This window comes from Marinobacter sp. SS21 (genome assembly GCF_028369065.1).
Taxonomy (GTDB): domain Bacteria; phylum Pseudomonadota; class Gammaproteobacteria; order Pseudomonadales; family Oleiphilaceae; genus Marinobacter.
On record NZ_JAQNDA010000002.1, the window covers coordinates 160,760 to 183,246 of the forward strand.

Below are 22,487 nucleotides of genomic sequence, written 5' to 3' on the forward strand. Positions count from 1 at the left end.
CTGATGGCCTGGTCTTCCCACCAGTGACCGGAGCCAGCTAGCATCGGGCTTCAGGGCGCGGCCTGCGCAAGCGGGGACTCAAGCACGAAGCGGCTGAATTCCTGCTGGAAGCGCAGAGGCTCGTCGATGATGGGGATGTGTCCCGAGTGCTCGAAAATCACCAGGCGGGCTTGTGGAATCAGTGCTTGCATGGCCTGTTGCGCCTCCAGGGTGAAATAGCAGGAGTGGCGTCCCATCATCAGCGTGGTGGGGGCCTCAATATTGCTGAGAGCAGGCCAGGTATCCCGACCCGCCATAAAGGCTCGAAGTACCATCAGGTACACCGACCAGCGCTCGACCGGCATGACCAGCTGGGTCAGCAAACGCTCGGCGAGCAGCGCACTGGCGGCGATGCCGAGTCGGTTCAGTGGCCGGTAAACCGCAATGCGGTAGATGTCGGTCACCGCATTACGCAGGGCCAGCCGGACTTGCGGCGGCAGCTCCCAATAGGGGGTGTCTTCACCAGAGTCGGCCACCATATCCAGCAGCTTCTCAAAGCGGTCAAACATCTCTTCCTGGCGTTCGCCGAACAGGCCGGTGGCGCCCTGGTCGGAATGCCGGCTATCCGCCACATGTTCGATATTGAGGTAACTGCGCACTCGGGAGAACCCATGGAGCGCGTTGTAATTCAGGCACACATAGGCGCCCGTGGAAATGCCGCCGAGAATGACCTGGTCGAGCTGGAAGTGCTCCAGTAGATCGTGGAGGTCGTTGGCATAGGTGTTGAAGACGTCACGGCCGCTCAGGTCGGCGTGATGGGAGCCGCCAAACCCCCGCAGATCCGGTAGGTAGAAGCGGAATCGGTGGGCCAGCGGGAGAACGTTGGGGAGCCAATGGGCACCGCGGGAGCCGAAGCCATGGAGCAGGACCACCGGGTCGCCTCGGCCGAGGCAGGTTACGTGAAGTTGTTCGCCGTCACTAAGGGGTATCCAGGCCATGGCGCACTCTCCATTCGACCGGGAAATTCATGTTATGCCGACGTCCTGTCCACCATAACGTTTTCGAATCACCGGGCAAGATATGGGCCGGTTTGGATAAACGGCTTTGATTCAGCCGATTGTGGCTGTCTACAGCGGGAGTAGGGGGGAGTGTGTAAAAAAGTCCGACGATCGACGTCCAGGTCTGCCGGGTCCGATCATTCGAACCCGGCTCCTGGTGTCGACTACAGCTGGGCCGCCAACTCCGCGCCTTGGCGGATGGCCCGCTTGGCGTCAAGTTCTGCCGCCAGGTCGGCGCCACCGATCAGGTGGTGGTTGGCGGATTGCTCCTGGTACAGCTCTCGCAGGGAGTCCTGACCTGCGCAAACGACCACGTGATCCACCCGCAGCGTCAGGGCCTTGCCCCCCATCCGGATATGAAGGCCGTCGTCATCGATTCGCTCGTAGCTGCAGCCCCGTAGCATTTGCACCTGGCGGGATTTCAGGGTCGCCCGGTGTACCCATCCTGAGGTCTTGCCCAGATCCTTGCCCAGGTGGGTGGGCTTGCGTTGCAGCAGGGTGATCTGGCGTGCGGGTGCGGCCACGTCAGGCTCCACCAGGCCGCCAGGGCTGTCGCCATTGAGGTCTACGCCCCATTCCTTCATCCATTCCGGCAACGGCTGCTCGCCGTCACGAGGGTGTTCCGCCAGGTATTCGGAGACGTCAAAGCCGATGCCGCCAGCCCCGATGACCGCGACCTTCTGGCCCACCTGGGCCTTGCCCCTGAGCACGTCGACGTAAGACAGCACTTTGGGGTGGTCGATGCCCGGAATGGCCGGCTTGCGGGGTGTGACGCCGGTGGCCACCACGATTTCGTCGAAGCCGGAAGCTTCCAGGTCGGCCATCTCCACCCGGGTATTCAGTTTCAGGTTCACGCCGGTGTTGGCGATGCGCTTACTGAAGTAACGGATGGTCTGGTGAAATTCTTCCTTGCCGGGAATCGCCTTGGCCATGTTGAACTGGCCGCCGATTTCGCCGGCCTGGTCAAACAGCGTCACCTCGTGACCGCGTTCCGCCGCCACCGTGGCGCAGGACAGGCCTGCCGGACCGGCACCGATCACCGCCACTTTCTTGGGCTTGGCGGTCTTGACGTACACCAGCTCGGTCTCGTGACAGGCCCGTGGGTTGACCAGGCAGGAGGCGCGCTTCAGCTCGAAGGTGTGGTCCAGGCAGGCCTGGTTACAGGCGATACAGGTATTGATCTCGTCCGCCTTGCCGGCGGCGGCCTTCTGCACAAACTCCGGGTCTGCCAGCAGGGGGCGTGCCATGGATACGGCATCGGCCTGGCCCTTGCTGAGGATGTCCTCGGCGATGTCCGGGTCGTTGATGCGGTTGGAGGCGACCACCGGTACCGACACCACGTCTTTCACCTGACGGGTGGCCTCGGCGAATGCAGCGCGGGGAACCGAGGTGACGATGGTGGGCACCCTGGCCTCGTGCCAGCCAATGCCGGAGTTGATCAGGCTGACACCGGCGGCTTCCAGCTCCTTCGCCAGCGCCAGAACCTCTTCACGGGTGGCGCCATCGGGCACCAGGTCGATCACCGACATCCGGAACATGATGATGAAATCGTCACCACAGCGTTTGCGGGTTTCACGAACAATCTCAACCGGGAAACGACGGCGGTTCTCGGCGCTGCCGCCGTACTTGTCGGTACGCTTGTTGGTGCAGGGCGCGGTGAACTGGTTAATCAGGTAGCCTTCGGAGCCCATGATTTCGACGCCGTCATAACCGGCCTTCTTGGCCAGCTCGGCGGTGCGGGCGAAGTCCTGAACGGTTTTCTCGACCTCCCGCGTGGACATCGCCTTGGGCTTGAACGGGTTGATCGGGCTCTTGATGGCAGAGGCGGAGCGTGACAGCGGATGGTAGCTGTAGCGGCCCGCGTGGAGGATCTGCAGCGCGATCTTGCCGCCTTCCTTATGAACCGCCTTGGTCACCTTGCGGTGATTGAGGATGTCGAGGTGGTTATTGAACAGACCGGCGAACGGGTAGAACCAGCCGTGCATGTTGGGGTTGAAGCCCCCGGTCACGATCAGACCAACGCCGCCACGGGCGCGCTCGGCAAAGTACGCGGCCAGCTTGGGAAATTGCCAGAAGCGGTCTTCGAGCCCAGTGTGCATGGAACCCATGATTACCCGGTTCTTTAACTGCGTGTGTCCCAGATCCAGTGGGGACAGCAGATGTGTGTAGCGGTCGGTCATTAGTTGTCTCTCTCGTTCGGCGGCCTGTAGTCGTTATCTGGACAGTGTCAAGATAGGGGTATATTTTGACAGTGTCAAGATTGTTCGCGACACTTGGCCCCTATTACGCAGTGAGGAAAACAGCCAATGACAAACTCCGCCCGTTACCATCATGGGGATTTGCGTGCGACGTTGCTGCACGAAGCCAATGAGCTGCTCAGCGAACAGGGTGTGGAAGGCTTGTCCCTGCGCAAGCTGGCGGAACGGGTAGGGGTTTCCCGCACGGCGCCTTACCATCATTTCAAGGACAAGAACGCGCTGCTCTGTGCGTTGGCCGCCCAGGCATTCAGCGAACTGGACGCCTTGATTGGCCGCCAGTTACAGGATGGCGGGTCGCGTCTTCGGGTGCAGGAATTTGTCCGCGAGTACCTGCGGTTCGCCACGGAAAATCCCGAGCAATACGAGTTGATGTTCGGCCGCACCCTGTGGAAGATCGGAGAGCCCAGCGAGGAGCTCAAAGCGGTGGCGCACCGCAGCTTTCGCCACTACGCCGAGCGGCTGGCAGGCTTGCTGGAAGGGCGGTTGCCGGAAGGCACCGACCCGCGACGGATAGCGCAGGCCAGTTGGGCCACGGTGCATGGCCTGTGCCGCCTGCTCATCGATGGTATTTACATCAATCGCGACGATATGGAAGAGGTGAGTGAGCAGTCGGTGGCGCTGTTTATGGCGGCGCTGGCCAAATAGGCGTACTCGCGTTTGCTGAACGCGGTGCGCTGCCGGCGGCTGTGCTAATCTCAGCGCAAAGGCAATGCATTGCTTCCAGCGGACGGGGCCCCTGCTGCCATGCGCTTACTGATCATCTCTCTGCTCGCGCTGTTTCTCAGCCTGATCCTGCTGATTACCGGCAATTCATTTCTCACCACCTTGCTGGGGCTCCGGTTCGGGCTCTTGGGCGTCGAACTGGGCACCATCGGCCTGGTTATGGTGGGTTATTCCTTGGGGTTTGTGATCGGAGCCCGCTGGGGCGGCGTCGTCATTCGCCGGGTGGGACACATTCGTGCCTTTGCCGTGTTCGCCGCCGTGGCTGCGGTGGCCTCGCTGGTGTATCCAATGACGGACAACGTCTGGGCTTGGTGGGCGATGCGGGTCATCGGCGGCATGACCCTGGCGGCGCTGTTTGTGACCATCGAGAGCTGGTTCAGCGCCGTCGCCAGCAACGCCAATCGGGCGACCATCTTCTCGCTGTACCAGATCGCCTCCTACCTGGCGGCGGCCAGTGGTCAGTTGTTGATTGGGCTCAGCAGCCCGATCAGCTACCTGCCGTTCAGCCTGACGGCGATGTTACTGGTGGCGGCGATCGTGCCTTTGTCGCTGTCCCATATGCACTCGCCGGAACTCAGTGAACCCAGCGAGCAGATGCCGTTACGGCGCATGGTGCGACTGGCTCCGCTGGGGGTGGTGGCGGCCTTTACCAGTGGCATCTTCATCGGCTCCTTCTACGCGTTGGCCCCACTGTTCGCCAGTCTGACCGGGTTGGACAGCGACCAGGTCTCGCTGTACATGTTTGCCGCCGTGCTGGCGGCCATGTGCTTTGCCTGGCCCGTTGGCTGGGTGTGCGACCGGGTTCAGCGCAGTTATGTGCTGCTGGCCATCTGTGTGCTGGGCGGTGGGTCGAGCCTGTTGAATGTGTGGCTGGTGGAGGCCACGTTTGGCATTCGGCTGGCGGTGGTGTGCGGGTGCATGGGGTTGTCGGCCGCGTTGTACCCGGTGGCAGTCGCCATCACCAACGATCAGATGGACAGCAGTCAGATGATTGCCGCAAGCACCGGCTTATTGCTGAGTTACAGCTTCGGCGCCGTACTGGGGCCGCTGGTCAGTTCGCGGCTGATGGAAGTCCTGGGGCCCGGAGCCCTGTTTCAGACGTTGGCGGTGTCGCTGTTGCTGATGGCGGTGTATACCCTGTACCGCCAGCATCGCCGGGCTCCGCTGGCGGTGGCGGAGCAGGAGGGCTTCGTGCCGGCCATCCCCACGTTGCAGCCGATCCCCGATATTGACCCCCGCCATGAGAACTTTGTCGATACGCCGATAGAAGACCTGTTCGATGGCAAGGGCCAGGGCCCCCGGTAATCCCAGGTGCCCTGGCTGATGGCTGCCGTTAGGTTGGCGGTTATTGCGCGGTTTTGAGCAAGGCGTTCGGCGAACCGGCGCCGATGTCGCTCAACACGTTTACGGTGGCGCCACTGAGCAGGGCCGCAAACACCTCGGCGGGTTCCAGCTCCGGATCATTGGCCAGCAGCAGTGCGGCCGCGCCGGCCACGTGTGGCGAGGCCATAGAGGTACCGCTGATGGTGTTGGTCTGGGTGTCCGACTGATACCAGGCCGCAGTGATGTTGGAGCCCGGCGCAAACACGTCCACACAGGCGCCGTAGTTGGAGAACGACGAACGTTGGTCGTTGCTGGTGGTGCTGCCCACGGTGACTGCTTCGGCAACCCGGTTGGGCGAGCCGTTGCAGGCGTTGGCGTCGTCATTGCCGGCGGCCACCACGAAGGTTACCCCACTGGCGACGGCGCCCCGCACCGCCGAATCCAGGGCGTCGGAATTGCCGCCACCCAGAGACATGTTCGCCACGGCCGGGGCCTGATGATTGGCCGCCACCCAGTCAACCCCGGCAATGACGTCGGCGTTGCTGCCGGAGCCATTGCAGTCCAATACCCGAACGGCGGCGATCTGCGCCTGCTTGGCGATGCCGTAGTCAGAGCCTACCGCGGTGCTGGCGACGTGGGTGCCGTGGCCATTACAGTCATCGGTATCGTTGGGATCGGTGGAGAACAGCAGGCCGCCGAGACCGAAGAGGCCAAGGCCGGTAACGAAGTTACGGCCGTCGGTAACCCGGCCGGTGAACTCTTGGTGGGTGGCCCGCAGGCCGGTGTCAATGACATACACGGTGGTGCCGGCACCGGCACTGTCCGGATAGTCATAGGTGTTGTTCAGCGGCAGGTAGCGTTGGTCGGAGCGGTCAAGGCCCCAGGTGGCGCCGGTCTGGACGCCGGTTCCCAGAACCAGGGTGTCCGGTTCGATGGCCAGTACCCCTGGCATGCTTTCGAGCAGCGCCGCCTGGCTGGCGGTCAGTCCAACCGCGGCGCCGGACAGGGCGTGCTGGTAGAGGTGGATGAGGTCACCGCCGCCGACGGCGGTCAGCAGCGACTGCACGCTGTCCTCGAAACTGGCCAGTCCCAGCAGTCCCGGGAGATTGGGTGACAGGCTGACGATGTAGCGGTTCTCCAGTACCTGGCCGACCGTCGGCGCCTCGGTGGCGGTGTTGCTGTCGACGCTGACAAGCGGGAAGGCAAAGCTCTGTGCGCTGGCTAACACACTCGTAGCGGCCAGGGCGGCCAGCAGTTTCCGTACGTGCATGAGGGCTCCTGTGAATCGTTAGGGATATCGGTTGTTATTGGATGTTGCGGAGGCATCATGTTGAGGCCCCCAGTGATAACGAACGAACTGTCATGTCCGTTCCCATCCGCCGCAAAAAAATGTGCGCCGGTTCACATTTTGACGGCGAGTCAGTGATGTTCGGTTAGAGATGTCGGGCAAATGACCTCAGCCAGAGGGCCTCACCTGAGGTGTTGACCAGTGGCGGCGTCATTGGCGAAAGCCGATGCCTTGTACCACACTAGGGTATGTTTCATGACACTTTGAGGATCCTATGCCGTTCTCGCCTGACCAGATCGCTGAGCTTAATTTGTTGACCCTGTTTGAATCTGCCTCCTCCCAGGAAGGCATCAAGGTGCACCAGCACTCCGCCTCGCCAGAGGCCATTGCCGCCGCCGAGCGTCTCCACCGCAAGGGGTTGATCACGCAGCAAGACGGTGGCTATCTCACCAGTCTGGGCATTGAAACGGTCGAGCACACCCAGAAACTGTTGTCGGTGCTTTCCTGCAGTTGATGACATCCACCAGCCTGGTGGTTGGCGCGCATTGAACCTTTCCCGCCATTTGCAGCTATCGTCGAGCCAGTGGTTTTGTGGGTGTTTGCCAGCGAAACGTCGGGCATGATCGAAAGCGTGTCGCTGCCAATCATGCCCGGGACGGGGCTAGAGGCCCAATTCGAAGGAAGGTGAAGCCCAGCCCTGGCGGGAACTGGGCACCTCTGATGGCAACGGTTCGCCGCCATACACCACGTGATCCGCAGTGCCGTAGTGCAGCCAGGTCAGGGTCTCAACCGCGCCGACCGGCGGTCGGCTGTAGTCACAGACCCCACCGGGGAACAGCGCGGCAACCTCTGCGGCGAAGGCGTCAGCGTCACTCACCAGCGGGCTCTCGGCATAGTCCACCGCATCCACTGGCTTGAGCTGGCACTTGTTGGTCAGCGTCTTGATGGAGTCACCGGCCAGCGTGCGGGGGGTGCCGAAGCGGCTCTGCACGATCAGCTGCTGATGCTGCACGACCGCGTCAGTGAGCGGTTCGCTCACTTCGCTGGGCAGGCCCGCCTCGTTGAGGGCGGTCAGATCCAGTCCGCAGACCTGGCCCGATACCGCATCCACAATCAAACCCGCTTCCGCCGGCGGTGGCGGCAACAGAGCCGGGTTCAGGCCCGGAATGATCGGGTCCGGATACAGCAGGTTGCCGGTCATCGGAATGACCGGACCATCCGGGTTGAACAGCGACGAAGTCTGCAGGCAGCGGTCCCGGGCCTGGGGCGGTTTCTGATCCACCACCTTGGTCTCGACCGGAATGGCGCTGTCGTCCGCCTCGATGTTGGCTAGCCAGCGATCCATCACCACCAGCGCCTCGGTGCTGTAGACCGTGTCGCCAAACAGCGGCGCCGCGCCGTACCAGATCACGTGGTTGTCGGCATGGCCCTGGGTCGCTTCTATCCGCGCCCGCATTTGCCAGGAGTGATAGGCGTCGTGGGCGATGCCGGGGTCGGGGCCGCGCAGGTCCATGATGGCCACGTTGGCCAGGTGCTCGGCGGTATTGATGGCGCCGCTGCGGTAGGCCTGACTCAGGGCGGCCGGGTCGGCCTGGAAACGGGCCTCCTGGAAGCGAATGTCCACATTCAGCCCGCCGATGTCGCGGTTAACGGCCAGGAACTGGTCCGGGCTGATCACCCCCTGCTGCAGTGAATGCAGACCGTACTGCACCCCGACATTATCCAGCGGAATGCCGCCAAAGCCTCGGGCCAGCAGCTGTTCGTTGGGGGACCAGTTCTCCACCTGGCGCGGGCCGAACTGGCTGATCATGTAGTCCAGCAGGCCGCAGCGCAGGCCGTCGGGGTGGGTGTCCGGGTCATACACCTCGGCCGCCCCATTCAGTCCCGGACAGTTGGCCTGGTCCGGGAACGCCGATGGGAAGAAGGCCGCATCGGACGCCTGTGGGTTCAACGGCAGGTGGCCATACAGGGCGGGCCACTGCACCGGCAGCAGGTTCGCCTGCCCCGCCTGGAACAGGCTGACCATGGTCTGGAAGAAGTCTTCCGCCGAACCTGGCTGCTCCGCGCCAAAGTAGTGGTTGAGCAGGTGGTAGTCGGCGAACTGAGTGGCGGTGGTCCAGACGTCCGGATAGGAGCACTGCAGGATCAGGCCCTGGTAGATGCCGGGGTAGGCGTTGGCGATGTGCTGCTGGGCGATGGCGCCGCCGGAACAGCCGGTGCCGATGGTGTAGCGAATCTCGCCGTACTGCTCAACGATGCGCTCCTTGGCCATCATCAACGATTCCGCCGCCGTCACCAGGTTGACGTTGTGGCCGAGATTGGCCTGGGCGGTGGACAGGGTCACAAAGCCCCGGCTCAGCGCGACGGTGATGCTGTCGCCCAGCAACAGCTGGCCGCCTTCTGGTGCGGTGCCTGAGATGTCGCCGTTGGGTGGGTTACCCATGCCATAGCTGACCCCGACATTGCCGCCGTGGTGAATCAATACCTTGCCGTTCCACTGCTCCTGGGGGGCAAGGGCGGTCCAGTCCTGGTCGGGCTGGTAGAGCGCCATGATCTGGTAGCGATCGCGGTTCTGTACGCCGGTTTCCACCCGCACGATGAAAGGCACTTCCTTGCCTTCGTCGGTGGTGGTCATGGCGATGTCCTCGGCCGGGGGCGGGTTTTCCGGGTCGTAGGGATAGAAGGCGCCGGGCAGTCCGGGCTGGAAGCTGTCGGGGCTGTAGCTGGCCAGATAGGTTTGCAGCTTGTCCGCCGGTACGTATTTGAAGCTGTATTCCGGCGCCTGGTTGCAGTCGTCGTCGATGGCCTGGTCGTTGGTACAGTTCCAGGGTTCCACTTGGGGACCGGAAATGACGGGGCCGCCGTTGGGATGGTTGGTGATGGTGGTTTGCAGGAACGATTCGTCCGCCAATACCACCCTCAGTTCGTTATGACCCAGCGCCAGGCCGTTGAGCAGGCCCTTCAGGGTGTTTGGCCCGGTGGCAGTGAATGCGCCGGTCACCTCAATGTTCCCCAGCCATACCGTAGCGCCGGACAGGTTGTCCGGATTGTCGGCATGAACTTCTATCAGGGCATCGCCGCCGCTGATCAGATCGGCCCGGTTTGAGAGGACCTGGATCGCGCCTTCGCCAGCGACCGGTTCCGGTTCGGGCAGCGGCGGGGGTGACGGTGGCTTGGTGTTTGGTTTATTTGGTCTGGGTGTGGTTGGCGAGGTCTCGTTCACGCCTGCCACGACGGGTTCAGGGCTGGAGCTGGAGTCGGAGCCTCCACAGGCGGTCAGGGCCGCCGCCAGCGCGAGCGCAAGGGCATTGCGATGCTGCAACATCTTTTGGGTCCTTGATCGTGTTGTTGTTGTTGATGGACAGGGAAAGGCTGTCGCCAGTTAACACGACGCAAAGGAGAAGATGGTTCGACGGAATACCGGATTCGTTCGAAAAACGGCGCTAAATGACAAGTGTGGGCGGGGCTTCTTCAGGGCCCGTCCACGGCGAACCGGGGGCGTGCGGCCAGTCCTCGGCGGGTTACTTGGCGCTTTGCACCCGTCGCAGCGCCCGCTCGACCCGGGTTTCCCGCTTGGACAATTCCAGCAGGCCTTCTTCCACGTACACCAGGTGTTCGTGGGACATTTGTTGCGCGCGTTCGGCGTCGCCCGCCAGGATGGCGTCCATCAGGGCCTGGTGTTGCTTCAGCAATTGGCTGCGGGAGTTGTCCCGCTCGAACAGCTGGTCGAGGTTTTCGACGATGCTTTGTTGCAGCAGGTTGAACAGGCCACGGATGGTGTGCAGCAGCATCCTCGCGCTGCTCGCCATCCATGTGCTGGGGGTGACCGACCCGCTGTTATAAGCCTGGCTGGCTCGGCCCAGCCGTGGCATCGGCCGCGGGATTCAATACCAGAACCAGAGCGATGGTGGGCGTAATTGACGTTCTGCCCGGATTCCCTGACGTTCCAATATTGCGATCAGCGCTTCGGTATCGGTGCGATTGAGAAATTCCCCCAGCGGGAGCGAGGTGTCCCGGTGAACCAGAAAAAGTTTCGGTGGTGACTCGGGGTGAGCGCCCGGCGTCAGATGCAGCCGGGTATAGCTGCGGGGCAGCGACCATTCGGCCTGTTTGCGGCGATGTCCTTTCTCGAGCCGAAGTTGGTGGTCCGAGATGATCAGGACTTCCTGGCGTTGGCAGGCATGGGCGGTGTAATACAAGGCGGTGGCCAGCGCCATCAGCTCGATGCCGGCGAACGGCAGTACCACCCAGGCGCCGATCAGCGCCATGCCGACGGCAACCAGCAACGCCAACAACGCCAGCGCTATCCAGATAGCGACGTTACCGTGCCAGCTCAGCGAACGGTTGGGAGCCAGTATCAGACGCATCTCCTGGCTTCCGGGTAGGAGTCGCACCATGACGGTCTGCCTTTGGGGAATCGGCTATCGAACGGCAAGTCTCCCAAGCCGAAGCGCCGGGGTGGTGCTCGCCACTGTCCATGGATATCTGGGATGTCATGGAAGGTCCGTTCCGTGACGCTCGGTCAAGGCCTGCTGTTGCACCGAGTGGAGGTGCTCGCTGATGGTGACCGGATAGGGTACGTCCTCGTCCAGGCTGTGCAGGGCCTTGGGCAGCTTCTGCTGGGCCTCGTGGCAGTAGCGCCGACTGTCTTCGAGACTGGCGATGGCGCCGGGCACCAGTTTGCCCGCCCGCAGGGTCGGGACCAACAGCGGTTCGCCGTCGCAGGTTTCGTGTCGCCCGGTGATGATGTCGCCGCTGCAGTGACCCAGGTGATCGTGCTGGCGGTAAACCTGCTTCGCACCAGGGAACGACTGCTTGCCCGGGGAGTGCTTCATGCGCGGCTGGCCGTCATATTCGGTCAGCTTGTAGGCCAGATCCAGTGTCGGCGAATCGCTCACCGAGCCCAGTGCGGTACCCACCCCGAAGCCATCGATGGGGGCTCCGGTGCGCACGATCTGTTGAATGGCGTACTCGTCGAGCCCGCCGCTGGCGAGGATGCGGATGTGCTCGAAGCCGGCCTCGTCCAGTCGTTGGCGGCAGTACCGGGCCTGCTCGGCCAGATCGCCGGAATCCAGTCGGATACCGCTGATGTGAGCCCCGGCGTCCGCAGCCAGCCATCGGATGATCCGTTCCACCGCACGCCGGGTGTCGTAGGTATCCACCAGCAATGTCGTACCGGGGTACAACGCGGCATAGGTGCGGAAGGCCGCCAATTCGTTGTCGTAGGCCTGGATGAAGCTGTGGGCCATGGTCCCGCGTACCGGCAGATTGAAATCCTGCCCGGCCAGGACATGACTGGTGCCGGCCAGTCCCGCAATTTTATAGGCGCGTACACCCCGGTAGGCGGCATCGAGCCCATGCATGCGTCGCATGCCGAAATCAATGACCGGACGGTCTCCGGCGGCCGACACCATGCGGGCGGCCTTGGAGGCCAGCAAGGTTTCCAGGTGCACGTAATTCATCACCAGGCTTTCCAGTAGCTGGGCTTCAATCACCGGTGCCTGCACTTCCAGGAACGGCTCCTGGGCAAATACCGGGGTGCCCTCCGGCAGGCAATGGATATCGCCGGTGAAGCGGAACTCGGTCAACCAGGTGAGAAACTCGGGCTGGAACATATCCAGCTGCTGGAGCCGTTGGATCTGGTCCTGGCCAAAGTGGATGTTGCGGATCACCCGACACACGCTTTGTTGGCCGCAGGCCAGCATGAAGTTTCGGTGCGCTGGCTGCTGGCGGTAGAACAGGCTGAAAACGGCGACGCCATCGCGACCGGCTTGCCAGTAAGCTTGCGCCATGGCCAGTTCGTAGAGATCGACCATCAATGGCCAATCGCTGGACGGGAGCAAGTCGTGATGGTCCGAGTCACTCATGCCGAGACCACCCTGGCGCCAAGAGTGGCAAGCTCGTCGAAGACGCTGTCGGCCTCCGCCTGCTGGACCGCTCGGGTTCCGCCCCGGGGCAGCGTCACCGCCAAACCATGCTGGAGCGCGTCGCGCACCGTTGCGGCGACACAGACATCCAGTGCCAGCCCGACGACCCGAAGCTGGGTTATCCCGCGCTGTTGAAGAAACTTGGCCAGGCCGGTGCCTTCAAACGCCGAGTAGGCGTCCTGATCGAACGCGCTGCCCTTGCTGACCCGGATCGCCTCGGCGGGCAGGGTCATAGCGGGGTGAAACGCCGCCCCGGCGGTGTCCTGAACGCAGTGTGGCGGCCACGGACCACCCATGGCCTGGAAGCTGCAGTGGTCAACCGGGTGCCAGTCACGGGACGCGATGATCAAGGTGCCGTCGTGTTGCGCTCGAGCGATTTCGGCGTTGACCATGGGGAAAATGGCATCGCTGTCGGGCACGGCCAACGAGCCGCCCTCACAGAAATCGTTTTGGATGTCCACCAGCAGCAGAGCTTCGGAAGTGCTCATGACGTCCTCCTGTTCTCAAGGGGACTGTTTCTCAAGGGGGCTGTTTCTCAGGAGGACTGCGCAGGTTGGTAACCGCTGCCTTTGAAAACAAGCGTCCTCATCGAATTACCGTGTCAGCCGTTAGGGAGCCTCTGATTAACTCCGGATCCCCTCTGGCACTCAGAGCCATTCACAATCAAGGCGCGACTTTTTAGTCATGTCTGGACTTGGCAGTAATGTCTGGACCTTTCAAAAAGGCGCAACGCCGAGTATGGATGGCTCTGAACGCCCCGCAGGGCGCGCTCTGAAGGCTGCACCTGCGGCGTTGCGGCTCTTGCCAAGGCCAAGTTCTTTATCAAAACAGGGCCATTAGCTGCGAACCGCGTCTTGCATCTACAGCCTTCAGATCGCGCAGAGGCGATTCGGAGTTAATCAGAGACTCCCTCGGTAACTGTGGGCTCAAACCCTGCATTTAACAAGCCTCGACTCCTACTGGTAAGTTAGACCGGGGAAAGAGCAAAAGGTTGGCTCGGGGATGAGGCGGCCGGCTTAGTCGTAGATCTGCCAGTCCTGGTAGGGTTGATGAACCCGCCGGTGCAGCTCGCTGAGCCTGCCCTGGGCTTCGAGGGTCTCCAGCGCCTGCTGGAGAATGGCTTCGGTACGTCTGCCGCGATCGCCGCGTGGCAGAATGATCACATCGTCGTAGCACTCAAACAGCGTTCGGTGAATGGTGTTTAATTGAAGCTGCCGTAACACATGGTCTGCTTCTTCCTGGGCCCCCAGAAATCCATCGATCCGCCTCAGAGCCACCTGTTGCAGTCCCTGTTCTATTCGGGTGACTTCCTCTACCGGGAGATCAATGAACTGGGCGCTGCCACGGACGACGGAGAGGTGGTACGGGTAGATCTGTGCATTCTTGACGCGGTACAGCTGCTGCGGCCTCAGCCGCATGTCCACGTGGGAGTAAAGCACCAGGCAAACCTGTCCCATTGGCTTATTCATCAACCGGAAGGGGCGGCCCTGATCCGAGTAATGCGGGCTTCTGAGCATGGGTAGATGAAAATCCGCCATGTCGCTGGTGACATTCTGAATGGAGCGTGCGAAGGGAAAAACTTCAATGGAAATGGTGCCAGCTGAGTAGACCTCATCGATGGCGTTCACCAATTCAATGAAAGGCCCTTCAGTGGGCGATTCCGCCAGGGTGGGGATGTAGGCAACGCTGGCCCGCAGATCCTGAGCCCAGGCTTGGACCATCACCAGGGACAGCACCAGGCCTTGGGCGAGCGCCGACACGATGGCGCTCACGGGTTGGTGTTGCCGGGGCGCTTTGGCGTTGAGTGTTGGCGAGTTGGGCATGGCATCGCTCGACGGATTCCGGCCTCTGCCTTGCTGTATCGGGGGCAAACCGCAACTGTTCATCGTATATATGCTCCAGTTCAACATCGATTTTACACGTTGGCGCTATGCTTAGGGAGCTGCAGGGCAAATCAGTGGTGTCGCCGCTTAGGCGGGCGTTTCAGTCGGTGCTTGAGTGTAACGGTGTTCTGTCGGTAAAGTCGGTAAGGTCAAGGAATGCGGAATAAAAGGAAATGGACTGACATGAACATCTTAGGCATTAATTATTTTTTTCACGATACCTCCGCCTGCATTGTCAAAGACGGCGAACTCATAGTTGCCTTGGAGGAGGAACGCTTCACCCGCAGGAAACACACGTTTCAGTTCCCCGTGACGGCGATAGACAAATGCCTTGAAATAGCGGGCCTGTCCTATGACGACATCGACCATGTGGCGCTGTCCATCGCGCCGTACAAAGACCTTGCCAAGAAGCTGGTGTACGCCGCCTCTCTGACCAAGGGTGCCAAGCCCTTCCTGAAACATGAGTTCTGGGGCATATTTTCCAAGCAGACCACGTTTCGGCGCTGGTACAAGTCGAAGTGGTCCAACGGTGTTGGCCCGCGGATTCATTATGTGGAGCATCACCTCTCCCACGTTGCCGGAAGCTATTTTGTCTCGCCCTACGACAACGCCGCGTTGCTGTCTATCGACGGTTCTGGCGAATGGTCCACCGCCATGCTGGGGGGGGGCAGGGGCAGCCAGATTGATGTGTTTGCCGAGAGTTTCTTCCCCCATTCGCTGGGTTCCTTTTACGAAGCCGCCACCCAGTTCTGCGGATTTCAGCCGAATTACGATGAAGGCAAAACCATGGGGTTGGCCCCCTTCGGCAACCCGGACCGGTTCTACGACCAGGTCAGCAAGCTGGTGCGGATTACCAGCGAGGGCAAAATAGAGCTGGATCTGAGTTATTTCCAGTTCCAGAACTATGGCCATCAGCGCTGCAGCCAGAAGTTTTTTGATACCTTCGGCAAGCCCCGGCACCCGCAGGCACCTTTCGAGGAGCATCACCACGATGTCGCGGCGGCATTCCAGCAGGTGCTGGAAGACCGAATTCTGGACATGTGTCGAATTCTGGAGACGCGAACCAAGGCCGAGCACCTGGTGATCGCCGGCGGAGTTTCCCTGAACAGCGTGGCCAATGGCCGGATCGTGCGGGAGACCCGATTCAAGGATGTATACGTGATGCCGGGGGCTGGCGACAACGGTACCTGCATCGGCGCGGCTTACTATCTCTACAACGGGATACTCAAGCAGAAGCATCGCTTCTACCACAACAGCCCGTATCTGGGCACTTCCTACGAGTCCGACGAGATCGAGCGTATCCTGAAGGAATGCAAAGTCTCCTACGAACGGTCGGACGATGTCTGTGTGGATACCGCCAAGCTGCTGCGGGAAGGCAATATTCTGGGGTGGTTCCAGGGCCGCATGGAAATTGGCCCGCGGGCCCTGGGCAGCCGCAGCATCCTGGCGGACCCGACCCTGCCGGGGATGAAAGACAAGATCAATGCCGAGGTCAAACACCGGGAAGCCTATCGTCCCTTTGCTCCCTCCTGTCCGGTGGAGCACCGCCAGGCGTTTTTTGACATTGAGGTGGAAGACCCGTTCATGCTGAAGGTCTGCTATGTCCGGAAGGACAAGCAATCGACCGTGCCCGCGATTACCCACGTTGATGGCAGCGCCCGGCTGCAAACGGTGCATGCCGAGACCAATCCGCTCTATCACCGCATGATCAACGAGTTCGGCAAGCTTTCGGGGGTGCCGGTGGTATTGAATACCAGCTTTAACATCATGGGGGAGCCGATTGTCGAGTCGCCCTTGCATGCCATCCGCTGCTTCTTCTCCACGGGCCTGGACAAGCTGGTCATCGACGATTTCATCGTCCACAAGTAGGTCGGGCCAATGGTCGTCCGGTTTGTCAATCAATGGACCACGGCTATGCCCAGCCACAGGGCGGTGTGATTTGGGCGGTTGAGCCGAACCTTGGCGCCGTCGCTCAGCTGGTACCGCCACCGTTCCCGGAAATAGTAGCTGGCGCCCAGGCGGAGTCGCAGGGACGCCAGCAGTTGCCATTCCACGGCGAGACTGGAGTGCCAGCGGCGTTGCCGCAATTCGCCTGCCTGGCGGAGGGCGTCATCGCGGACACGCCATTGGCCGCCATCCGGTCCCAGGCTCAGGCGCATGGTTAGCTGGGGGTGCCAGCGCCATAGGGCGCTGCTGTCGGGTACGCCCAGGGCGAGTTGGCTACCGTTGGAGAATGCTTGTCGCCACTGCGCGGTGGGGTAAGGCCGGTAGTCGCCCAGCCGGCTGTCGACGCGAACGCCCCACATTCCGCTGCCCCAGCTGGAAAGGTCCACCGCCCGCACTGCCGATCCCTGTAGCTGCCAGTCGCTGAGGGACAGTGTCTTGAGGTTACGCAGGATATTGGACGAAACCGCCAGCACCGGGGCGAGCTCAAGTTGCCAGGAGTGGAGCGAGCGCTGGCCGTGCAGGGCGAGGGTGTGCACATGGCCATTGGCTGCGGCAGCGCTCCCGTTGACCTCTGGCAGCGCGAATACCCGGTAATTATGGTGGGCAAGCCAGTGGGTGCCCTGGGGGGTGCTCGGAGTGGAGTCCAGCTGAAGCCGGCTTTCCCGGTAACCGACCCGCTCATTGCGATCGGTGGCATCGACGCTGAAACCTACCTCGGCCAGCACATTGACCGACAGGCCGAGCAAGACGAGAGCACCAATATAGGCATGGGGGGAGGCGGCCATGGCGAGCCTCACGTGGGACGACTTCTGTTAGGCTGGTTTATCGCGTTGAAAAGCGCAAGGGAGCCTCTGCATAATTCCGAATCGCCTCTGCGTGCTCTGAAGGCTGCACCTGAGGTGTTGCGACTGCTTGAACGACCCCGGCACTACTGCAAGGTCACGCCTTGATTGGCAATGGCTCCGAAAGCCAGAGCAGATCCGGAGTTAATCAGAGGCTCCCAAGTGGTATCGTTGTTCAGGATAAGGTCAGTCAGGCTTGAGGGGAGGGCTCCGGACAGCGGGTTTGGGACACCGGGTTTGGGACAACCGGTTCGGAACAGCAAAAGGGGGAGCGCAGGCTCCCCCTCTGGATGCAGTGAAGCGATGGCTCAAGGGCGACCGTACACCGCAATTTCGCTGCCGGCCATGGTTAGCCCCTGCACAGCCACCGAGCCGACACTGCCGCCGCCGACCTGGACATCCCCCATCCACACGTCCAGATTGGAATCGCCGATCGACAGGCGCATGGCATTGGGTTGTGCGCCAGCGGTGTCGCTCAGGCGATTACCGGAGCCAATGGTGATCGTGTTGGAGGCCATCATGGCGCTGGTAATGGCGCCGCCGCTCATCAGCGTGTCGAGGTTGCCGCCGGCAGCTACCCGCACATCCCGCAGCTTGAGGCCGATCATATCCACGTCGGCTTCCAGGTTGTCGACTGCGAATGAAGACTCAATAACCAATGAGCCGGTGTTGCCGCCGCCGGCAAACGGGTTGGTGTTGGTGGCGGTAATGGTGGTTTCACCTACCAAAGCCTGAATTTCCAGGTTGGAGATCAGGGTGGTGCCTGGGGCATCAGTCATGTTGGTGCCCAGGCCGATGCTGTCGATACCAATGCCCACCTGGAATGGATCGGTGGTACCCCGGTTGCCCAGCTTGATCACCGCATCGCCGTTGGCCGCGATGTCGACATCAATCTGCAGTTCGAGATTGTCGTAGATCGGATTGCCGGAGCCATCGGTGCCGGATTGCCAGCCTGAGATGCGGATGTTGTCGATCAGCAGGGCGCCCATGCCGACGCCGCCATCGTTCTGGGAGTAGGCGACTCGATCAATATTGATGTTGGCGTCCACCTCCACGGTGATTCCGGCCTGGCCGGTTACATTCCCCATCGCAGTGTCGTCCATTGGAACCAGACCCTGCGCCATGACAGGCAAAGCGGTTGTCGCTGCTACTACAGCGCACGCAAGTTTTGTTACTGAAGGCATTGTTATTGTCCTCGGGCAAATTTCAGGATGAAAGCAGATTGGCCATCCTTTGCTGATGTTGATCAGTGTTCCGAGAACGGTTGTTATTCTTATGGTGACGCTGTTCGCGCTTCTTTTTTCTGCATCGCTTTCTTTTTTTCTAGTCTGGCCCCGCTGTCTCTAGGCGGAGTGTCTGATCCAGACAGCTCAAAACATAGCGTGTCTGGCGACGCTTGACTACGTGATGGCGAACCCTTTCACAATTCTTTACCTGGGTTTTGTGACGCAGTTCCGATTCCCAGCGTCGACTTCACCAAATCGTGCAGTCGGGGCTCGATCACCTGTTGCACCGCGTTGCCGACCCGCCACTCTCCGTTTTCCTGCCAGTACGGCACCACATGCAAGAGGCCAAGGCCGGCCAGATGCTGCATTTCGATCAACAGGTAGCGTACGTGGGCAATGTCCCGGCCCTCGGCGGTTAACTGCTCCTGAAACCTGGACAGCAGTTCCTCGGTTAACGACGGGCTACTGTCGGTGGTGATGTACAGCAGACTGGCGATGAGGGTTCCTTCCAGGGCGCCCTGGACCACGGTTTTCTGGATCGCGTGAGCTGCGACATCTGGCGGTATCTGTTGCTCGCTGGACAGACGGATAAATCGCCCGCCTCCTTCGTAGTCCCCGATATACGCAAAGGGACGGATGCCACCCTGACGGCGAATCTGCTCAAGGGCTTCGTCGATCGACGATTCCAGCAAGTGCTGCAGATTGCCGAGCACCACTTCTCGTTCGGATTCGCTGATTGAGCGGAACACCGTCGTGCGCGCCGAATCCTCGCCGGGGCTGGCCACGGCGAGGTTGGCGAGCGCGAGCAAGGCCAGAAGGGTGATCTGTCGAAGGGTGATCATTGTCGAGCTCCGTATTGTTATGGGTAGCGCTAATGTCGAGGTGCGATTATTTGACGTATTGCAGCACGAATGGGCAACAGGTTGCCAGCTACAGAATGTTCAGTAACTGCAGCGCAATGGGGAGCGTCAGGGCGGTAAAAATACCGGTTAAGCCCATGCCCAGGGACGAGAAGGCACCCGCCTGGGCACTGATTTCGAAGGCCCGTACGGTGCCAATAGCGTGGCCATTAATGCCCAGGGTCAGGCCAATCAGACGGTCATCGGTGATGCCCAGGCGAGAGGCCAGCCAATCCACGAACAGTGACGCGACAACGCCGGTGACCAGCAGTCCGCCCATCAGTAACGATACCGAACCACCGATCTGCTGGTTGATGCCAATGGCGATTGGAGCAGTGACGGATTTGGGGGCCAACGAGGCCAGTACTTCGCTGGAGCCACCCAGTGCCCAGGCGATCGCCAGGGCATAAATGACCGCCACCGTGGCAGCCAGGGGGATGGTCACAAGGATCGGCTTCCAGAGCGCGCGCACGTGATGGAACTGCTGGTACAGCGGCACTCCGAGGGCTACGGTTGCCGGGCCGAGCAGGAAGGTCAGCCAGGTCGCGCCAGCTTGGTAGTTCGGATAGCTGATGGAGCCTAGCCACAGCATGGCGGCCAATAGCAGGCCGGCCAGCAGGACTGGCGGGCACCAAACCGGTTGGCGCAGCTTACGAAATACCGCCACGGCCACAAAGTAGGCGATCAGCGTAAGCAATACCGACAATGCAGGGCTTTGCTGCAGATGAGGGAGGGTGTGACCCAGTCGCTGTAAAAACTCAGTCACAGCGCTCTCCCGCCGGCTGCTTCGATATCAGGCGACGCAGCACCAGCAGGGTGGTCAGCACGCTGAGAAAGGTGCCGGCAATCAGTCCCACCACGACGGCGGTCCACTGGCCATCGAATCGATCACCCAGGAAAAAGACCCCGACCACGCCGGGCATGATCAGCAGGATCAGAATCGAGATCAGTTGCTGGCTGGCGTTGGCGAGTGCGTCGCTGGCGCCGCCCGTCAGCATCAGCCAGCTGGTCAGCAGCAGCATGCCGATCACGCCGCCACTCACCGGCCAGCTGAACATGAAACGCAGACCTTCCCCCAGGATCAGGAACAACAGGAGGGTCAGAAAGCCTCGTAACATGGGCATGGGGTGGCCTTGAATGTCTGTCTGAAACTGAGGGGAATCTCGCCGCGGCACGATAATGAGGTGAAGCGGCTGAAAAACGGCCGCAGTATGCCTCCTCCGCGGCAGCGATGCCAGTATCAGATGGTCTCGCAAATGCCGGAGCAGTTTCCGCTGGATTACTGGCTGCAGGTCCACGCCCCGTTTCGACGGAGCACCGGTTGGATGCCGGCAAGGATTTGATTAAGGTGCGGTAAGGGGGGGGGTAAAGGAGGGATCGTGAGCAACCGGGGTTCCCACACCGTCCACTATACTCCTAGTGAGCCCGGTTGGGTCCGACACTGAATGGACTGCGGGACGGTGGAACTGGAGAGCCATGCATGACGTCAATGGTGGATCGACTGAAAATGGCCTGGTTACTTTTTTGGGCGATTGCGTTGACGTTGTTGCTGGCCGGGCCGGTGATCCTGGCGGCGATGCTGGGGCGCACTGGCAACCTGGCGTTTAACCTCACCAAGGTGTGGGCCTGGTGTCTGCTGAAACTGGCCGGAGTGCGGCTGGAGGTGCGGGGACGCGAGCACATTCAGCCCGATACTCGCTATGTGATTGTCAGCAATCACCAGTCCTATTTCGATCCGCCGGCACTGGTGCTCAGCCTGGGGCTGCAATACCGCTGGGTGATCAAGCAGGAGCTGCGTAAAATTCCGCTGTTCGGATTTGCCCTAGAGGCGTCCCGCAATCTGTTCATCGATCGCTCCCAGGGCCATGAGGCGCTGCGTAGCATTCAGCAGGGGGTCGCCCGATTGCCGCCTGGCACCGGGGTGCTGTTTTTCCCGGAGGGAACCCGGTCCATCGATGGCCGGATGCTGCCGTTCAAGGTTGGTGGATTCCTGGTGGCCCGGGAAGGCGGACTGCCAATCCTCCCCATCACCATCAATCACTCCCGGGCGCGGCTGCCCAAGGGCCGGCCGGTGTTCACACCTGGTCCCATCGAGATCATCATTCATCCGCCTATCGAGCCTGCGACGGCCGATCAGCAAGGCCATTCCGTTGAATCGTTGGATCAGATGGTGGAACGGGTACGTCGGATCATCGCGGCGGATTTTAAGGGAGCGCTCTGAACAATAACTTCGGCGGGTTCAGTGTGCCTTCACTTTCTGTTTGCCGCAGCGCTGGCAGCGATAGACGGTGACCAGCTTGCCCTCCTTCACGTCGAACTGCTTTTCCTTGCACACTTCCCATTTGTGGAAGTCATGTTGGCACAGGCCTTTGCGGGGTGCTTTTCGTACCGGTTTCTTGAACGGGAGAATGGTGGCCATGTTTACGTCGTCTACTGAGCCTGAGGCCTTGGTGAGTTTCCTAATGCTTCCACCTTCCTGGCGCTGTTGCAACTTTTGTAATTCGCGCAGCTCTAGAAGCTGGGGTAACTCTCGCATTTCATGTAACGCTGGCAACTAATGTAACGCTCACGACTCATGTAACGCTCACGACTCACACAGCTCTCACGACTTACACAGCTCACACAACTTTCCGGCTGCGTTAGTCGGCCACCATTCTCTTCAGCAGGGCCTTCAGCTTTCCTGCTCGGGGACCTGGTTGAGTAAGGTGGGTTTTTTTAGCGCTCTGGCGAACAGCTCTTTTTCTTCAGCAATCGCCATCGCAGCCTTTTCGGCCAGCTCCTCACCCAGCCCGTCTACCCTGGCTTGCAGAAACTGGGTGATCTCCTCCGCCAGTTCCAGGATCTTATCCCGGGCGTCGGCATCGGACTTGGATGAAAACAGCATGGTTTCCGGGTGCTTCAGCGCCATGTCCAGTCCATCCCTCTCTGAGTAATACAGTGCTTGTACTGCCATTGATGCATCTCCATGGGGTTACCGGCCTAAGGCCGACAACGGCGATTAAATTCGGTCAGCAGTTTACCTGATAATGCTGTACATAAAAACAGTGTTTTGGCTAAGTATAGAATGATCCGTCGCGCCGAATATGCCCTATAGTTATAATCTGCACCGGTACTCGTTCGTATATAGCGAAACA

General features: G+C 60.9%; 21 protein-coding genes. 5 read left to right on the top strand and 16 right to left on the bottom strand.

Annotation, left to right across the window (positions count from 1 at the left end; translation table 11 throughout):
* Positions 1-50: 50 nt before the first annotated feature.
* Positions 51-977: an alpha/beta fold hydrolase gene (locus tag N6L25_RS02970; protein WP_271977686.1), complete on the bottom strand. Its 927-nt coding sequence runs from the start codon at positions 975-977 to the stop codon at positions 51-53.
* A gap of 224 nt (positions 978-1,201) precedes the next feature.
* Positions 1,202-3,217, bottom strand: coding sequence for an NADPH-dependent 2,4-dienoyl-CoA reductase (locus N6L25_RS02975; RefSeq protein WP_271977689.1), 2,016 nt, complete (start codon positions 3,215-3,217; stop codon positions 1,202-1,204).
* A gap of 126 nt (positions 3,218-3,343) precedes the next feature.
* On the opposite strand from N6L25_RS02975, the gene N6L25_RS02980 reads away from it, so the two are divergent.
* Together N6L25_RS02980 and N6L25_RS02985 are read left to right on the top strand one after the other, a co-directional pair.
* Positions 3,344-3,940: a TetR/AcrR family transcriptional regulator gene (locus N6L25_RS02980; protein WP_271977691.1), complete on the top strand. Its 597-nt coding sequence runs from the start codon at positions 3,344-3,346 to the stop codon at positions 3,938-3,940.
* Positions 3,941-4,039: 99 nt separating this feature from the next.
* Entirely contained in the window at positions 4,040-5,323 is a 1,284-nt protein-coding gene (locus N6L25_RS02985; protein WP_271977693.1) for an MFS transporter, read from the top strand.
* 40 nt (positions 5,324-5,363) lie between these two features.
* On the opposite strand, the gene N6L25_RS02990 is transcribed toward N6L25_RS02985, so the two are convergent.
* Complete coding sequence (locus N6L25_RS02990; RefSeq protein WP_271977695.1) at positions 5,364-6,611, bottom strand: S8 family peptidase; 1,248 nt, start codon at positions 6,609-6,611, stop codon at positions 5,364-5,366.
* Between the two features lie 292 nt (positions 6,612-6,903).
* Here N6L25_RS02990 and N6L25_RS02995 point away from each other — a divergent pair, with 292 nt between their 5' ends.
* Positions 6,904-7,143 carry a TIGR02647 family protein gene (locus N6L25_RS02995; protein ID WP_271977697.1) on the top strand — a complete coding sequence of 80 codons (240 nt, stop codon included), beginning with the start codon at positions 6,904-6,906 and terminating at the stop codon, positions 7,141-7,143.
* Between the two features lie 147 nt (positions 7,144-7,290).
* Here N6L25_RS02995 and N6L25_RS03000 read toward each other — a convergent pair whose 3' ends face one another.
* The 6 genes from N6L25_RS03000 to N6L25_RS03025 all read right to left on the bottom strand — a co-directional run bounded on the left by N6L25_RS03000 (position 7,291) and on the right by N6L25_RS03025 (position 14,379).
* On the bottom strand, positions 7,291-9,954 hold the full coding sequence (locus N6L25_RS03000) for a DUF6351 family protein (RefSeq protein WP_271977699.1): 2,664 nt from the start codon (positions 9,952-9,954) through the stop codon (positions 7,291-7,293).
* 196 nt (positions 9,955-10,150) lie between these two features.
* Positions 10,151-10,420, bottom strand: coding sequence for an FCD domain-containing protein (locus N6L25_RS03005; protein ID WP_334312377.1), 270 nt, complete (start codon positions 10,418-10,420; stop codon positions 10,151-10,153).
* A 93-nt stretch (positions 10,421-10,513) separates the two neighbouring features.
* Entirely contained in the window at positions 10,514-10,996 is a 483-nt protein-coding gene (locus tag N6L25_RS03010; RefSeq protein WP_271977704.1) for a DUF2244 domain-containing protein, read from the bottom strand.
* A 126-nt stretch (positions 10,997-11,122) separates the two neighbouring features.
* Entirely contained in the window at positions 11,123-12,496 is a 1,374-nt protein-coding gene (locus N6L25_RS03015) for a nicotinate phosphoribosyltransferase (protein ID WP_271977706.1), read from the bottom strand.
* Positions 12,493-13,044 carry an isochorismatase family protein gene (locus tag N6L25_RS03020; protein WP_271977708.1) on the bottom strand — a complete coding sequence of 184 codons (552 nt, stop codon included), beginning with the start codon at positions 13,042-13,044 and terminating at the stop codon, positions 12,493-12,495. The genes N6L25_RS03015 and N6L25_RS03020 overlap by 4 nt, the downstream gene beginning before the upstream one ends.
* 528 nt (positions 13,045-13,572) lie before the next feature.
* Positions 13,573-14,379 (bottom strand): hypothetical protein, encoded by an 807-nt coding sequence (locus N6L25_RS03025; RefSeq protein ID WP_271977709.1) that lies wholly within the window; start codon positions 14,377-14,379, stop codon positions 13,573-13,575.
* Positions 14,380-14,622: 243 nt separating this feature from the next.
* Here N6L25_RS03025 and N6L25_RS03030 point away from each other — a divergent pair, with 243 nt between their 5' ends.
* Positions 14,623-16,308 (top strand): carbamoyltransferase family protein, encoded by a 1,686-nt coding sequence (locus N6L25_RS03030; RefSeq protein WP_271977711.1) that lies wholly within the window; start codon positions 14,623-14,625, stop codon positions 16,306-16,308.
* A gap of 29 nt (positions 16,309-16,337) precedes the next feature.
* Here N6L25_RS03030 and N6L25_RS03035 read toward each other — a convergent pair whose 3' ends face one another.
* The 5 genes from N6L25_RS03035 to N6L25_RS03055 form a co-directional block, all read right to left on the bottom strand.
* Complete coding sequence (locus N6L25_RS03035) at positions 16,338-17,171, bottom strand: hypothetical protein (RefSeq protein WP_271977714.1); 834 nt, start codon at positions 17,169-17,171, stop codon at positions 16,338-16,340.
* A gap of 365 nt (positions 17,172-17,536) precedes the next feature.
* Positions 17,537-18,412 carry a DUF6160 family protein gene (locus N6L25_RS03040; protein ID WP_271977716.1) on the bottom strand — a complete coding sequence of 292 codons (876 nt, stop codon included), beginning with the start codon at positions 18,410-18,412 and terminating at the stop codon, positions 17,537-17,539.
* A gap of 236 nt (positions 18,413-18,648) precedes the next feature.
* Positions 18,649-19,296 carry a hypothetical protein gene (locus N6L25_RS03045; protein ID WP_271977718.1) on the bottom strand — a complete coding sequence of 216 codons (648 nt, stop codon included), beginning with the start codon at positions 19,294-19,296 and terminating at the stop codon, positions 18,649-18,651.
* 88 nt (positions 19,297-19,384) lie between these two features.
* Positions 19,385-20,119, bottom strand: a complete 735-nt coding sequence (locus N6L25_RS03050) for an LrgB family protein (protein WP_271977720.1) — start codon at positions 20,117-20,119, stop codon at positions 19,385-19,387.
* A complete protein-coding gene (locus tag N6L25_RS03055) occupies positions 20,112-20,477 on the bottom strand; it encodes a CidA/LrgA family protein (RefSeq protein ID WP_271977722.1) in 366 nt (121 codons plus the stop codon). Before N6L25_RS03055 ends, N6L25_RS03050 begins: the two co-directional genes overlap by 8 nt.
* A gap of 356 nt (positions 20,478-20,833) precedes the next feature.
* Between N6L25_RS03055 and N6L25_RS03060 the strand changes: the two genes are divergently transcribed.
* Complete coding sequence (locus tag N6L25_RS03060; RefSeq protein WP_271977725.1) at positions 20,834-21,574, top strand: lysophospholipid acyltransferase family protein; 741 nt, start codon at positions 20,834-20,836, stop codon at positions 21,572-21,574.
* An 18-nt stretch (positions 21,575-21,592) separates the two neighbouring features.
* Here N6L25_RS03060 and N6L25_RS03065 read toward each other — a convergent pair whose 3' ends face one another.
* Both N6L25_RS03065 and N6L25_RS03070 read right to left on the bottom strand, forming a co-directional pair.
* Positions 21,593-21,772: a hypothetical protein gene (locus N6L25_RS03065; RefSeq protein ID WP_271977726.1), complete on the bottom strand. Its 180-nt coding sequence runs from the start codon at positions 21,770-21,772 to the stop codon at positions 21,593-21,595.
* Positions 21,773-22,024: 252 nt separating this feature from the next.
* A complete protein-coding gene (locus N6L25_RS03070; RefSeq protein WP_271977728.1) occupies positions 22,025-22,306 on the bottom strand; it encodes a YebG family protein in 282 nt (93 codons plus the stop codon).
* Between the last annotated feature and the right edge of the window lie 181 nt (positions 22,307-22,487).

Coding starts and splice junctions, on each gene's coding strand:
- N6L25_RS02970 (WP_271977686.1), bottom strand. CDS start 977: ATGGCCTGGATACCCCTTAGTGACGGCGAACAACTTCACGTAACCTGC.
- N6L25_RS02975 (WP_271977689.1), bottom strand. CDS start 3,217: ATGACCGACCGCTACACACATCTGCTGTCCCCACTGGATCTGGGACAC.
- N6L25_RS02980 (WP_271977691.1), top strand. CDS start 3,344: ATGACAAACTCCGCCCGTTACCATCATGGGGATTTGCGTGCGACGTTG.
- N6L25_RS02985 (WP_271977693.1), top strand. CDS start 4,040: ATGCGCTTACTGATCATCTCTCTGCTCGCGCTGTTTCTCAGCCTGATC.
- N6L25_RS02990 (WP_271977695.1), bottom strand. CDS start 6,611: ATGCACGTACGGAAACTGCTGGCCGCCCTGGCCGCTACGAGTGTGTTA.
- N6L25_RS02995 (WP_271977697.1), top strand. CDS start 6,904: ATGCCGTTCTCGCCTGACCAGATCGCTGAGCTTAATTTGTTGACCCTG.
- N6L25_RS03000 (WP_271977699.1), bottom strand. CDS start 9,954: ATGTTGCAGCATCGCAATGCCCTTGCGCTCGCGCTGGCGGCGGCCCTG.
- N6L25_RS03005 (WP_334312377.1), bottom strand. CDS start 10,420: ATGCTGCTGCACACCATCCGTGGCCTGTTCAACCTGCTGCAACAAAGC.
- N6L25_RS03010 (WP_271977704.1), bottom strand. CDS start 10,996: ATGCGTCTGATACTGGCTCCCAACCGTTCGCTGAGCTGGCACGGTAAC.
- N6L25_RS03015 (WP_271977706.1), bottom strand. CDS start 12,496: ATGAGTGACTCGGACCATCACGACTTGCTCCCGTCCAGCGATTGGCCA.
- N6L25_RS03020 (WP_271977708.1), bottom strand. CDS start 13,044: ATGAGCACTTCCGAAGCTCTGCTGCTGGTGGACATCCAAAACGATTTC.
- N6L25_RS03025 (WP_271977709.1), bottom strand. CDS start 14,379: ATGCCCAACTCGCCAACACTCAACGCCAAAGCGCCCCGGCAACACCAA.
- N6L25_RS03030 (WP_271977711.1), top strand. CDS start 14,623: ATGAACATCTTAGGCATTAATTATTTTTTTCACGATACCTCCGCCTGC.
- N6L25_RS03035 (WP_271977714.1), bottom strand. CDS start 17,171: ATGGCCGCCTCCCCCCATGCCTATATTGGTGCTCTCGTCTTGCTCGGC.
- N6L25_RS03040 (WP_271977716.1), bottom strand. CDS start 18,412: ATGCCTTCAGTAACAAAACTTGCGTGCGCTGTAGTAGCAGCGACAACC.
- N6L25_RS03045 (WP_271977718.1), bottom strand. CDS start 19,296: ATGATCACCCTTCGACAGATCACCCTTCTGGCCTTGCTCGCGCTCGCC.
- N6L25_RS03055 (WP_271977722.1), bottom strand. CDS start 20,477: ATGCCCATGTTACGAGGCTTTCTGACCCTCCTGTTGTTCCTGATCCTG.
- N6L25_RS03060 (WP_271977725.1), top strand. CDS start 20,834: ATGACGTCAATGGTGGATCGACTGAAAATGGCCTGGTTACTTTTTTGG.
- N6L25_RS03065 (WP_271977726.1), bottom strand. CDS start 21,772: ATGGCCACCATTCTCCCGTTCAAGAAACCGGTACGAAAAGCACCCCGC.
- N6L25_RS03070 (WP_271977728.1), bottom strand. CDS start 22,306: ATGGCAGTACAAGCACTGTATTACTCAGAGAGGGATGGACTGGACATG.